13 protein-coding genes are annotated in these 12683 nt (G+C 41.0%); 5 read left to right on the plus strand and 8 right to left on the minus strand.

The genetic code is table 11. The features are described from left to right. Positions 1-115: 115 nt before the first annotated feature. Complete coding sequence (locus MED217_RS14375) at positions 116-2317, minus strand: RecQ family ATP-dependent DNA helicase (RefSeq protein ID WP_009781271.1); 2202 nt, start codon at positions 2315-2317, stop codon at positions 116-118. Positions 2318-2401: 84 nt separating this feature from the next. On the opposite strand from MED217_RS14375, the gene MED217_RS14380 reads away from it, so the two are divergent. Genes MED217_RS14380 through lptB form a run of 4 tightly spaced genes read left to right on the plus strand, consistent with a single transcriptional unit; the run spans position 2402 to position 5390 of the window. Further along, positions 2402-3370, plus strand: coding sequence for a KpsF/GutQ family sugar-phosphate isomerase (locus tag MED217_RS14380; protein WP_009781272.1), 969 nt, complete (start codon positions 2402-2404; stop codon positions 3368-3370). Then, positions 3370-4218 (plus strand): twin-arginine translocase subunit TatC, encoded by an 849-nt coding sequence (tatC, locus tag MED217_RS14385; protein WP_009781273.1) that lies wholly within the window; start codon positions 3370-3372, stop codon positions 4216-4218. Before MED217_RS14380 ends, tatC begins: the two co-directional genes overlap by 1 nt. A gap of 11 nt (positions 4219-4229) precedes the next feature. Next, positions 4230-4595 (plus strand): carboxymuconolactone decarboxylase family protein, encoded by a 366-nt coding sequence (locus MED217_RS14390; RefSeq protein WP_009781274.1) that lies wholly within the window; start codon positions 4230-4232, stop codon positions 4593-4595. Between the two features lie 54 nt (positions 4596-4649). Next, complete coding sequence (gene lptB / locus MED217_RS14395; RefSeq protein ID WP_009781275.1) at positions 4650-5390, plus strand: LPS export ABC transporter ATP-binding protein; 741 nt, start codon at positions 4650-4652, stop codon at positions 5388-5390. Between the two features lie 12 nt (positions 5391-5402). On the opposite strand, the gene MED217_RS18630 is transcribed toward lptB, so the two are convergent. From MED217_RS18630 to MED217_RS14420, 5 genes are all read right to left on the minus strand, one after another. Continuing rightward, on the minus strand, positions 5403-6584 hold the full coding sequence (locus MED217_RS18630; protein ID WP_230199277.1) for a S41 family peptidase: 1182 nt from the start codon (positions 6582-6584) through the stop codon (positions 5403-5405). A 161-nt stretch (positions 6585-6745) separates the two neighbouring features. Next, a complete protein-coding gene (locus MED217_RS14405; protein ID WP_009781277.1) occupies positions 6746-7537 on the minus strand; it encodes a LytTR family DNA-binding domain-containing protein in 792 nt (263 codons plus the stop codon). Positions 7538-7542: 5 nt separating this feature from the next. Continuing rightward, positions 7543-8166, minus strand: a complete 624-nt coding sequence (locus tag MED217_RS14410; RefSeq protein ID WP_009781278.1) for an NUDIX hydrolase N-terminal domain-containing protein — start codon at positions 8164-8166, stop codon at positions 7543-7545. 2 nt (positions 8167-8168) lie between these two features. Continuing rightward, positions 8169-9314 (minus strand): DinB family protein, encoded by a 1146-nt coding sequence (locus MED217_RS14415; protein WP_009781279.1) that lies wholly within the window; start codon positions 9312-9314, stop codon positions 8169-8171. A 66-nt stretch (positions 9315-9380) separates the two neighbouring features. Beyond that, positions 9381-10115 carry a CDP-alcohol phosphatidyltransferase family protein gene (locus MED217_RS14420; RefSeq protein ID WP_009781280.1) on the minus strand — a complete coding sequence of 245 codons (735 nt, stop codon included), beginning with the start codon at positions 10113-10115 and terminating at the stop codon, positions 9381-9383. Positions 10116-10406: 291 nt separating this feature from the next. Here MED217_RS14420 and MED217_RS14425 point away from each other — a divergent pair, with 291 nt between their 5' ends. Next, on the plus strand, positions 10407-11453 hold the full coding sequence (locus tag MED217_RS14425; protein WP_009781281.1) for a putative type IX sorting system protein PorV2: 1047 nt from the start codon (positions 10407-10409) through the stop codon (positions 11451-11453). Between the two features lie 7 nt (positions 11454-11460). Here MED217_RS14425 and mnmD read toward each other — a convergent pair whose 3' ends face one another. Then, on the minus strand, positions 11461-12144 hold the full coding sequence (gene mnmD, locus MED217_RS14430) for a tRNA (5-methylaminomethyl-2-thiouridine)(34)-methyltransferase MnmC2 (protein ID WP_009781282.1): 684 nt from the start codon (positions 12142-12144) through the stop codon (positions 11461-11463). 1 nt (position 12145) lies between these two features. Further along, positions 12146-12658, minus strand: coding sequence for a DUF4920 domain-containing protein (locus MED217_RS14435; RefSeq protein ID WP_009781283.1), 513 nt, complete (start codon positions 12656-12658; stop codon positions 12146-12148). Positions 12659-12683 lie beyond the last annotated feature (25 nt).

The following is a 12683-nucleotide window of genomic DNA, read 5'->3' on the forward strand; positions in this document are numbered from 1 at the left end:
GATTGCATCTCCGACAAATATAACTTTTAACATTTAATTATGAAACTGTAGTACAGAGTAACTTTGTTAAAAGTTGTCAACAAATGAATAGAATAGAATAACTGAGTAAGTGCTTTTAATTCGCGACTTCACTAATAAATTTGATACGATACAGACGCAGTTCATCTTCATCGTAATCGCCGTCAAATTCATCAAGAGCAGCTTCGATCTTATCGGTTTCAGCTTCAAGGAAGTATTCGTGAAGCTCCTCCTGCTGATCTTCATCCAGAATGTCTTCGATCCAGTAATTGATATTGAGCTTGGTTCCGCTATAGACAATAGCTTCCATCTCTTTAACAAATTCAGGCATTTCTAACCCTTTAGCTGATGCTATATCATCAAGCGGAAGTTTACGATCAACGTTTTGAATGATGTATAATTTTAGTCCGCTATTAGATCCAGTAGATTTTACTACTAGATCATCAGGTTTGAGAATATCATGTTCTTCAACATAAGCAGCGATCAATTCTACAAACTCGCGCCCGTATTTTTTAGCCTTACCTTCACCAACACCAAATACATTGGCCATTTCTGCGATCGAGGTTGGATATTTAATCGCCATATCCTCTAAAGAAGGATCTTGAAATACAATATACGGCGGCACTCCTTTGCGTTTCCCAACTTTCTTGCGTAAATCCTTCAGCATCGCGACCAGTTTAGGATCGGTTCCTCCACCAGCTTTAGCACCGCTGGCAACAGCGACCGAATCAGCGCTTTCATCATAAGCGTGATCTTCGGTCATCATAAAAGATTCAGGATTTTTAATAAAGTCTTTACCTTTTGGAGTAAGCTTGATCACACCATAAGTCTCGATATCTTTACGCAAATAACCCGCCACTAAAACCTGACGCAACAAGGCTTTCCAATACGACGACTCTTTATCTTTTCCGCAGCCAAAATAAGAATCGGCATCCGTTTTATGTGAAGAGATGATGGCATTTGATTTACCTACCAAGGTAAAAACCAACTCTTTGCCTTTGTAAATCGCTCCGGTTTTGTCTACCACCTCTAAGAGCTTGACCACATCATCTTGAGCCTCGTGCTTTTTCTTAGGATTACGCACATTATCATCCAGATCACCACCTTCGCCGGTCTCATTATCAAATTCTTCCCCAAAATAATGCAGTATGAATTTTCTTCGCGACATCGACGTTTCGGCATAAGCCACCACTTCTTGAAGCAAAGCATGACCGATTTCCTGCTCAGCTACAGGCTTACCGCTCATGAACTTCTCGAGTTTCTCGATGTCTTTATAGCTGTAATATGCCAAACAATGTCCTTCGCCACCGTCTCTTCCGGCACGGCCGGTTTCCTGATAATAACTTTCTATACTTTTGGGGATATCGTGATGAATCACAAAACGCACATCAGGCTTATCGATTCCCATCCCAAAAGCGATGGTTGCCACCACCACGTCTACATCTTCCATCAAGAACATATCTTGATGTTTGACGCGACTCTTTGCGTCGAGCCCTGCGTGATAGGGCACAGCAGAAATTCCGTTTACTTGTAAAACTTGCGCGAGCTCTTCTACGCGTTTTCGACTAAGGCAATAAATGATTCCGCTTTTGCCTTGATTTTGTTTTACAAAGCGAATGATATCTGCATCAACATTTTTGGTTTTTGGTCGTATTTCGTAGTATAAATTCGGTCTATTGAAAGAAGCTTTAAACGCATTTGCGCCAGACATCCCGAGGTTCTTCATAATATCTTCCTGCACCTTAGGCGTTGCAGTAGCAGTAACCGCGATGATAGGAATATCATCACCTATACGCTTGATGATCTGTCTTAGATTTCGATATTCTGGTCTAAAATCGTGTCCCCATTCGCTGATACAATGCGCCTCATCGATCGCTACAAAACTTATTTTTTGCGACCTTAAAAACTCAACATTCTCTTCTTTAGTAAGAGATTCAGGAGCAACGTATAGCAGTTTGGTAATTCCGTTAGCGATATCTTCCTTCACCTGTTTGATCTCCCCTTTGTTCAAAGACGAATTCAGCACGTGTGCTATACCATTTTCTTTTGAAATGCCTCTTAGCGCATCGACCTGATTTTTCATCAATGCAATTAAAGGGCTCACAACAATTGCTGTTCCTTCTTTAATTAGAGCAGGTAATTGATAACATAGTGATTTTCCGCCTCCGGTGGGCATAATCACAAAAGTATGTTTCCCTTCAATAATGCTTTTTATAACATCTTCCTGTAAGCCCTTAAACTGGCTGAAACCAAAATATTTTTTAAGGGACGCGTGTAAGTCTATTTCTTCTGAACTCATTAAAGCTTATTCAAATTTGCATACATTTGTATTCTAAATATAGTAATTTCTACAGCACTAACAAACGGCTTAATCTTATATCTTTTGAACACCTACGAGCAGATTCTAGACAGCGCCAAGCGAACCATCGCGATGGAACTCGAAGCTGTCGCTAATCTCCACACCCTTATTGACCAAGACTTTGCTAAAGCTGTTTCTTGTATTTACAACGCCAAAGGCCGGGTAATTATTTCGGGCGTTGGTAAAAGTGCAATTATAGCGCAAAAAATAGTAGCGACCTTAAACTCTACAGGAACACCTGCGGTTTTTATGCACGCGGCTGATGCTATACACGGAGATTTGGGCACTATTCAGAAAGAGGATGTAGTGATCTGTCTTTCAAACAGCGGAAACACTGCCGAAATAAAAGTGTTGATTCCCCTGATCAAAAATCAAGAGAATACGGTGATCGCAATGACTTCAAATAAAGATTCGTTTCTTGCTAAAAATGCAGATGGGCTTATTTTGGCTTACGCCGAAAAAGAAGCATGCCCGCATAATTTAGCACCCACCACCAGCACCACGGTGCAGTTGGTTATGGGCGATGCGCTGGCCTTAGCACTTTTAGACCTTCGCGGATTCTCAAAAGAAGATTTTGCCAAGTATCATCCCGGCGGTGCTTTAGGAAAGAAAATGTATTTACGCGTTAGTGACCTTACTGCACTAAACGACAAACCAGAAGTAGCACCCGACACTCCCATAAAAGCGGTAATTATCGAAATTTCACAAAAAAGACTGGGAGTGACTGCCGTAACCAAAGACGATAAAATCGTAGGCATTATCACAGACGGTGATATACGACGCATGCTTGAAAAGAATGAAGTGCTCACAGGCCTTACCGCAGAAAGTATTATGAGCAAAAACCCCAAGCAAATTACTACAGATGCAATGGCCACCGAAGCCCTTGATATTCTAGAAACAAACAGTATTACACAACTCTTGGCTGTAGATCACGATAATAATTATGCAGGTGTGGTACATTTGCACGATTTAATTAAAGAAGGAATTCTATAATGGCGAAAAACACGCAAGCAAATCCGGACGAAATGTCCTTTTTAGATCATCTTGAAGAACTGAGATGGCACCTTATACGAGCAACTTTGGCTATTGTCATTGTAGGTACGGTTGCTTTTATTTTTAAGGACTTTATTTTTGACTCGATCATATTTGCTCCGGCTAATCCAGATTTTATTTCATACGAGTTACTGTGTAAAGTAGCACAAATGGTAGGCTCAGACAAAGGCTGTGTTAATGAGATGGACTTTACCATTCAGAACCGTACGATGGGCGGGCAGTTCAATGCTGCAATTTGGACCTCGATTATTGTAGGTATCGTAGTAGCATTCCCCTATGTGATCTATGAATTCTGGAAGTTTATTTCTCCCGGACTTTATGAAAAGGAACGTAAAAACTCGAGAGGCTTTATCATGATCTCATCGCTGCTGTTTTTTATGGGAGTGCTTTTTGGCTACTACATCATTGCGCCGCTTTCAATCAATTTCTTAGCCGGCTTCACTGTAGGTGATATGGTTAAAAACGAATTTGACATTGGCTCCTACATCGGCTTAGTACGTGCCAGCGCACTAGCCGCAGGACTTATTTTTGAATTGCCAATCATCATTTATTTCTTTACCAAAATAGGTTTAGTCACTCCGCAATTCCTTAAAAAGTATCGCAAATACGCCTTGATCATCGTGCTTGTCGTTTCGGCAGTAATCACTCCGCCAGACATTTCAACTCAGGTCATTGTTTCAATACCTATCTTGATTTTATATGAAGTAAGTATTTTTATTTCAGCATTTGTAACACGACAAGAAGCACGCGAACTGAAACGCGCTCAAAAACGCAACAAACAACAATAAAACCCCTATATATGTCAGAAAAGACCTTAAATCAAGTTGAAGAATTTAATGCATACCGTTCAGAAATGAACGAGAAAATTCTAGGTGATAAAAACAAGATCATCAACCGCATTTTTAATTTAGACACCAACGCGTTTGCTCCCGGAGCTCTAGACGTAAAAACCAAAGAACTCTTAGGTCTTGTTGCCTCTACCGTTTTGCGCTGTGACGATTGTGTGCGCTACCATTTAGAAAGCTGCCACAAAGAAGGGGTTACCAAAGCTCAAATTATGGAAACGCTTAGCATCGGCACATTAATTGGTGGTACGATCGTGATCCCACATTTGCGTCGTGCGTATGAATACTGGGAGGTTCTTGAAGAAAACGCTTCAAAATAATACTTGAGTCTTAAAAGCTGCGTTGTGTAAACGTGGTATTTTAAATTAAAACACATGAAACTACGAGCAGAAAATTTAATGAAGTCTTACAAAGGCCGAAAAGTGGTAAAAAGCATTTCGGTTGAAGTTGAGCAAGGCGAAATCGTAGGACTTTTAGGTCCCAATGGTGCAGGAAAAACCACTTCATTTTATATGATCGTAGGACTTGTTAAGCCTAACGGCGGAACGATCTACCTCGACAATAAAGACATTACTAAATACCCGATGTACAAACGCGCACAAAACGGTATTGGGTATTTGGCTCAGGAGGCTTCGGTTTTTAGAAAGCTGAGCATTGAAGAGAATATCTTGAGCGTTCTGCAAATGACCAAATTGAGCAAGAAAGAACAACTTGCCAAAATGGAAGAACTCATCGATGAATTCAGCTTGGGGCACATTCGCAAAAACCGCGGAGATTTACTTTCTGGTGGTGAACGCCGCCGTACCGAAATCGCGCGCGCGCTCGCAACCAATCCCAATTTTATTTTGCTTGACGAACCTTTTGCCGGAGTTGACCCGGTAGCGGTTGAAGACATCCAACGCATTGTCGCGCAACTGAAACAAAAGAATATCGGAATCTTAATTACCGACCATAACGTTCAGGAAACGCTTGCCATTACAGATCACACCTATCTTATGTTTGAAGGAAGCATCCTAAAACACGGTGTTCCTGAAGAGTTGGCTGCAGATGAAATGGTGCGAAAAGTGTATTTAGGTCAAAACTTTGAACTGCGTAAAAAGAAATTGTTTCAATAAAAAAACCTGTTTTTATTTTTTGATATAGGCTCGGGTTTGCTCGATCCAATCTGCCGAATATTCTAAAAACACATCTGGCGTTACTCCAATTCCTTCATAAGGCAAATACTTTTTATGTGCTTTTGAAGAAAGACTCAATTTAAAATAACCACTGGGTAATTTATGCGATTTACCCTCAAGCTCGTAGGTCAATATTCCTTTAGAATAATCTCCTAACACCATCACATTGTCTAAAGCGCGCATTTTTAACGCAAACTGTTCTGCATTGCTTGCCGTATTTTGATTGATCAAAATATAGAGATGATGCCTTTTAGCATAGCGCCTGAGTATTTTGTACAACAGTTTAGAATTACGATCTCCTCCTCCATAATTATTTCTTAGATCAACGATAAGATGATCACCCAGCTGTTTGTTTTTTAAAGTCTCGTAGAATGCTTCGGCCTTTGAAAGCGTAGGATTAAAACCGCTAAAACTCCCCACTTTGATATAAGAAACTTCGCTGTCCAAACCTTCAAACTGATAGTTTTCTTCAGTATTTTTTGGGAGCCAAAAGTCTTTTTGATCAACATGCTTTTTCAAGCTCAGACTGAAAAATGTCCCGTTGTTCAGTCCAGTTCTGATCATCATCGGGGTTTTGGTCTGATAATTCCCCATTACCGCAATGAACTTCCCCTGAGACTGCGGCAGTAAGATTCCTAACTGTTCTCCTGCGCTCCATAAAGGCAATTGAGATTCTAGAATGCGCATCTCATACCCCTCTTCACCTTTACGTTTTACAACGCCTACTTTTAATTTAGAACCTGCCGAATAGACTCCTTCAACCGCGCTTTCTGGAACTGTTTTAAGCCTTTGCTGAAGCTCTGAAACAGCATCAAAATGCGGATACATAGCATAAAAATCAGTTTCTTGATAAGCTGTAATTTTCTCGGCTTCCGTTAATTCTTCAGCAACTTCTTGCTGTATTCCATATAAACTGTTGTGGCCGTCATTTAAAAGACTAACCGCTTTGGCCAGTAAAACATAGCAATCAAAAATCGAAGTTGTGCTTTCAGCTTTTGCTAAAAGAACTTCCGCAGCCTTATCAAACCCGGAAGTGTTCTTGCCGTAATCGATCTTATAAGCAGGACTTTGTTTTAAAACATTTACCAAAAACTCCAGATCCTTTGAACAATCACAAGCAGCTTCCTGCGCCATTAAAGAGCAGGTTGAAAGCATAATTAAACAAAGAAAATAGAGCGAAATCTTAATTTTAAGAGCAGTCTTCATCGGTTCGATTTTTAAAAGTTTGATGAGACAAATCTAAAAAGCGACTTTAAGCCAAGCCTCTATTCATGGGTGTTTGGGATGAAACACCGCTAGTTTGTGGTGAAATCAAGTACGTCTTTAACCTTAGGGAGATAGGTTTTTGAAACCGAACATTGCAAATCGTGAATCATCGTGATCTTGAACTTGCCATTTTCAGAATTTATATACTTATAATGATCGGGGTTGATCAAATACGAACGATGCACCCGAAGCAATTGTGGTAAATCTGAAGCAACAGCGCTTAGTGTATTTCGTATGAGATGTTTTTTAACGCGATTGTCTTCGGTATAACTAACCTCAACATAATTATCTGCACTGCTTATCATAATGAGTTGGTTCCACGCCAATCTAAACCCCTCATAATTGCCCGATCCGGAAATAGTGATTTTTTGTTCTTCTTCCCTTTTCTCCAGATAACGACCAAGACCATACCTCCCCGCCTCAACAATAGGCAAAACCACCAAAAGCGCCGGGATGTAAATAGATTTAATAAAATACAATAAGGAATATGGGTTGGGCTCATAAGGAACTACAACAAATAAATATACCAGACGCACCATTACGAGCCCCAAAAGAGAAAAGGCAAACAGCATCAAAAACTCAGAACTTAACTTCCAAACTCTGGCATTATAAACATAAAGCCAAGACTGCAAAGGCAAAAGCAAGAGATAACCGAAAGAGGCCACAAGGCTATAAACCGGTAAATAAAGTAACTTCTCATCAAAATAAAGCTCTTTGATATCAAGAGGCTCTGTAAAGAACAAAAAGACAAAAACCCATAGAAATAAGCCTACAGCGATAAATAGATGATGTCTTAAGGAAGGATCAAATGGAAATCGCATAACCACTAATCTGAAAACACAGCTTCATTCCCTTTTGCGATCGCTACAAGTTTGCTCAATTGCTCCTCAAGAATACGATCTTCTGACAACTCAGGCAACGCATCGAGCGCAAACCAATTCACTTCACCAATATCAAAATTGGGCGCAAAATCACCTGCTGTAATTTCGCATAAATAGCATAATTTATACACGTAATGCGGTTGCAGCGGGTGCGCATAATTTCGTTTATCGAGCACTGCCAGCAAGCGTTTTACTTCTGCTTTAAAACCGGTTTCCTCTTCGATTTCTTTCAATACGTTTTCTGTAGGCGTGAGTCCTACATCTGCCCAACCTCCCGGAAGCGTCCATTTACCGTCAACGGTTTCTTTAACTAATAAAACTTCTCCTTCAGCATTTAAAATCAGTCCGCGTACATCTACTTTAGCCGTGGGATAATCTGTTTCCGGTAGAAAAAAACCAGTGAGCTGTTCTACCGGCAAATCGCTCAAAATACTCATCATTTCTAAAGCCAATGCACGCAACTCTTCGTAACGTTCGGCATCATAATTCTCTTTGTTATAAACAAGGCCCGCTTCTGCTAAGGATTTTATTTGCTTTACTTGATTGAGTAGGTTTTCTGAAATGCTCATAATTAATTTTTAAGCTGCGCTGCCGGAAGAATTTCTTCTTCTTTTTCTTCTGGCTTAATACGTTTCTGAAGCAACAAGATTTGACCTAAATGACTCGATTGATGTTCCATTACGTGAAACCATCCATAAAAATTGGTCATTCCTGCACCGGGAATCTCCTCTTGCAACCACGCATCATCACGCTTAGCAAGCTCTTTTTTAGTCTCGGCTCTAACGTCATTATACAAATCTAAATAATATTGAGCTGTTTTCCCTTTGATCTGCTCGCGTCCTAGATCTCCCAAATCTAGTGCAGCTCCCCATTTGGCTTCCTCTTCTTCATTAAAAAATCGCCCTTCAAAGGTCAGGACCTGATATAATTTTTCGGCTGCAGCAAGATGATAAATAAGTGCGCCAATACTGTTAGCCTTATCATCCATTAAATAATCTAATTCATAAACCGAATGCCCGCTCACTGCTCCTTCAACACGTTCCTTCATCGCATCAAGCATACTTACGAGCACTCCCATTTGAGGAGTAAAACCTTCCTCGGCAATAATTTCCATTGGTCTTGCAGGTGTTGCTCCCACTCCCTTTATCAAAAGTGCCTGAGTTCCTGAGGCAGCATCTTCTGTAACATCAACACTATATTCTTTGACCTTTACCTGTTGACCTTCAGCAATACCGCTGCTCCAGTTTTGCAAGGGGTGTGCTGAAGTACTTTTTTCAAAAGAGGCATTGGCAATAGGCGCCTCAACCAGTTGCCCAGTCTCATCTTCTAAAAACAATTTGAAATCGTCAAAGTAGAAGGCACCGTTTTGCATACACAAACCGCCAATATTCAAGGTTTTTGCCTGCGCATCAAAAGTACCGTTAATACTATATTCTTGATACGAAGATGAAGTGGCGGGACGATCCATCATATTGTCAAAAAAACCGGTTTCTTTGTTTTTATTATCCACGCGCACCCACAGCCCGGCAACACCGTTGGGGTCCTCTGAAATCACTTTTATTTTTCCGGTAAGTTTGAATTTTACAGTATGTTCTGTTTTCACTTCAATAGACTGAGCAAAGGAGGTCCAGCCTCTTGAAATGGTTTTTTGAGCATTTACAGAAAAGCAAAGTGCAAAAATGAAGAGAACAGTAAGTTTAAAGGATTGTGCTTGCATTGGTTCAGTTTTTTTGATTCTTTTAAAAGACACGCATTATACCCGAACGTTGCAAGAGGCAAGTCATCAAGCTCTTGAGATCAATGAAAGCAATACATAAAGCACAATGATCACAGGTATAGCCGCAAAAGTCAACCAAAACAAAAGAATGATCGCCAAAAGTAAAAAGCCATATCTGATCTTATTTTCTGCTAGGCCCCAACTTTTAAATTTTAAGGCAAAGAGCGGAATTTCTGCATTGAGCATATAACAGCTTAGTGCAGTAAGCGCCAGTAAAAACCAGGTGTTTGTAATCAGGGTTTCGGCGATCGCGTAATCCTGAAACTGTACAATAAGCGGAAGACTTAAAATTAGAAGTGCATTCGCCGGAGTGGGCAATCCTATAAATGATGTAGTTTGGCGGGTATCAATATTAAACTTAGCCAGCCTGAATGCCGAAGCCAATGTGATCGCAAAACCTAAAAATGGAAGCAGCGAGACACTGTCCCAGGACATTCCGGCTTCTACCCAGCGCTCTCCGGTGTTCCAGTTCTCTAATTTATGCAGCATCTGAAACATCACCATCCCCGGCACTACCCCACTGGTAACTACATCTGCCAGAGAATCTAACTGCAACCCGAGTTCGCCTTCCACCTTAAACATACGCGCAAAAAAACCATCAAAAAAATCAAAGAAAACACCGGCAACTACGGCATATGCTGCATAATCTAAATGCCCGGTAGCTGCAAAAAACACACCCAACATTCCACAGAATAAATTGGCCATTGTAAATGCATTGGGAATATAACTCTTGATGTTCATAGGTTTGTTATTAGCGTAATCTCACAATTCTTTTCGCTGCTAAAAATAGCGAAAAACTACGGTCAAAAAGAAGACTTATGAAACTCCTAACGTTTTCAAGCGAAGCTTTCAGCTTAAACAACCTCAGATAAGACTGTGAGACATTTATAAGTAACGTATTGTCAATTTTGATGTAAATAAAGGAGCATTAAACCCTTTAGCTTCGCCAAAAATAAAATTTAAATTCTCAGCAGATTTGACCACCTTTACACCAAAACGGCGTTTGGCTTGAAAAGCACTCTACTCTCTTTTATGCTCCTATGCACAGCTCTTTCTTTGAAAGCGCAAGCCGTACGCTCGTATTCTAATGAATTTTTGAACATTGGGGTAGATGCCGCCTCTCTAGCGATGGCTAATGCCGTTACTGCCAGCACTTCTGATGTGAACAGTGGGTATTGGAATCCCGCCGGATTGGTAAATCTCGAGGACAATCAACTCGCGCTGATGCACGCCAGTTATTTTGCCAATATTGCCCTTTACGATTATGCCGGCTTTGCAAAACCCTTAGACGACCGTACAGCCCTGGGTGTTTCTTTGATTCGCTTTGGTGTGGACGACATTCTCAACACGACCCAACTTATTGACGCAGACGGGAACATCGACTACAACCGGATCAGTTTATTTTCTACCGCAGATTATGCACTGACTGTCTCTTTTGCCCGCGAGATGCCGGTACAGGGTCTTAACATTGGAGCAAATGCAAAAGTGATACGGCGTATTATAGGAGATTTTGCATCGAGCTGGGGTTTTGGGATTGACTTAGGCGTGCAGTACAGCGTGGGGGAATGGCATTTTGGAGCTATGGCGCGTGACATTACCACATCGGTAAATACATGGGCTATAGATGAAGAACAATTTGCTACGATTAGCGATGCGGTTGAAGGTCAAAATCAGGAATTACCAGAAACACTGGAAGTTACCATCCCAAAATTACAATTGGGCGTCGCACGTAATTGGCTTATTAATTACGATTATTCGATTAAAGCTGAAGTTGATTTGATGATGCGCTTTACACAAACCAATGATATTCTCTCAAGCGCTGCTGTAAGTGCTACGCCGGCGGCAGGAATAGAATTTGGTTATACCGGTCTTGTTTTCATTAGAGCCGGTGTTGGCAACTTTCAAGAAATCACCCAGCTCGACGGAAGCAACCGTATAGGTTTTCAACCTAACATTGGCGTAGGTTTTCAATACAAAGGGATTCATATTGATTATGCACTAACCGATATTGGAGATCAAAGCGCTGCGATCTATTCTAATATTTTCTCTTTGAAATTAGACTGGGAATTGTTCCGCTAGGGAAGGCTTATGCTCCAACTTTCACCGCCCGAAGCATTTCGCGTTTTCCCGGAGGTCCCGGCAAGCGCTCTACTTTGAAGCCCACAGCTTGCATCGCACGACGCACACTTCCTTTAGCTGCATACGTTACAAGTACTCCGCGTGCCTTTAAAGCATGGTACATTTTTTCAAAAATAGGCTCCTCCCAAAGTTCGGGTTGCACGCGCGCACCAAAAGCATCAAAATAGATCAAGTCGTGTTGATCTTGATCTTCTAGTGTTTCAAAGGTTTGCTTACGCTTTTTAAGCTGAAAAGCTTCCGTAATTATTTCGGTTTGCTCCCAAGGTAATTGGTGCATCTTTTCAAAAACTGCTTCAAATGCCTGCGCATCTGCAGCTTCCAGATAATTAAGCTGCGCTAGTTCTTCAGAAGAAACAGGATAGGCTTCGACTCCTTCATATAAAAGGTTTACCGAAGATTTTTCTGCATGCATCAAGGTTAGCAGCGCATTTAAACCGGTACCAAAACCTATTTCTAAAATATGAAGGCTGTTTTGATCAGGGTTTTCATTCATCCAGAAATCCAATCCCATTTTTAAGAATACGTGCCTCGCTTCTTGTACAGCCCCGTGCATCGAGTGGTACTGCTCGTTCCAGTCTGTAATTTGAATGGTCGTAGAGCCGTCACCGGTGGTTACGATTTTACGTTTCAACCTACTCTGCGATTTTAACTCCGCTCGCAGTAAAGCCTAAGGTCTTTTTAGGCATCGTGATCGCAGCGATTTCTTCTTCAGATTTACCACCGTCTTTAGCATAATGTTGCTGCTCTTCTACCGATGTCTCGCTGATAAAAGCCTCACCGTGAACAACCACTTTTTTGTCTTTTATGTCCTTAGGTACAAAAAAACCATAATCTTTAAACTTGATCATCACCGGGTCTGCCGCCCCAACATCAACTTGCATCCAGCACCCTTTTGCCTGACACACTTCTTGAACTGGGCCTTCAAAGGTTACATTGATGGTGTCCCCCACTTTAAGGTTGCTATAAATATCACCTAATTCAAAAGCTGTGAGCGTCGCTTCGTTCTTGAATTCTTCTCCAAAAACCCCTGGTTCTTCGCTGGTAAGCTCTTCTGAAACTGTCGCTACATCTTCTTGATTTGAAGCGCCTTCCTTACAAGCGATTAAACCAATACCTAAAAATGCTAATACTAAATACTTTTTCATCGTGTATAATTTATTTAAAAATAGG

The organism is Leeuwenhoekiella blandensis MED217, from assembly GCF_000152985.1.
Lineage (GTDB): Bacteria > Bacteroidota > Bacteroidia > Flavobacteriales > Flavobacteriaceae > Leeuwenhoekiella > Leeuwenhoekiella blandensis.

Bases quoted from the DNA above. Each gene is read 5' to 3' on its own strand.
- MED217_RS14390 (WP_009781274.1), top strand. From the start codon at position 4,230: ATGTCAGAAAAGACCTTAAATCAAGTTGAAGAATTTAATGCATACCGT.
- MED217_RS14405 (WP_009781277.1), bottom strand. From the start codon at position 7,537: ATGCGATTTCCATTTGATCCTTCCTTAAGACATCATCTATTTATCGCT.
- MED217_RS14375 (WP_009781271.1), bottom strand. From the start codon at position 2,317: ATGAGTTCAGAAGAAATAGACTTACACGCGTCCCTTAAAAAATATTTT.
- lptB (WP_009781275.1), top strand. From the start codon at position 4,650: ATGAAACTACGAGCAGAAAATTTAATGAAGTCTTACAAAGGCCGAAAA.
- MED217_RS14420 (WP_009781280.1), bottom strand. From the start codon at position 10,115: ATGAACATCAAGAGTTATATTCCCAATGCATTTACAATGGCCAATTTA.
- MED217_RS14435 (WP_009781283.1), bottom strand. From the start codon at position 12,658: ATGAAAAAGTATTTAGTATTAGCATTTTTAGGTATTGGTTTAATCGCT.
- MED217_RS14415 (WP_009781279.1), bottom strand. From the start codon at position 9,314: ATGCAAGCACAATCCTTTAAACTTACTGTTCTCTTCATTTTTGCACTT.
- tatC (WP_009781273.1), top strand. From the start codon at position 3,370: ATGGCGAAAAACACGCAAGCAAATCCGGACGAAATGTCCTTTTTAGAT.
- MED217_RS14425 (WP_009781281.1), top strand. From the start codon at position 10,407: ATGCTCCTATGCACAGCTCTTTCTTTGAAAGCGCAAGCCGTACGCTCG.
- MED217_RS18630 (WP_230199277.1), bottom strand. From the start codon at position 6,584: ATGGCGCAGGAAGCTGCTTGTGATTGTTCAAAGGATCTGGAGTTTTTG.
- MED217_RS14410 (WP_009781278.1), bottom strand. From the start codon at position 8,166: ATGAGCATTTCAGAAAACCTACTCAATCAAGTAAAGCAAATAAAATCC.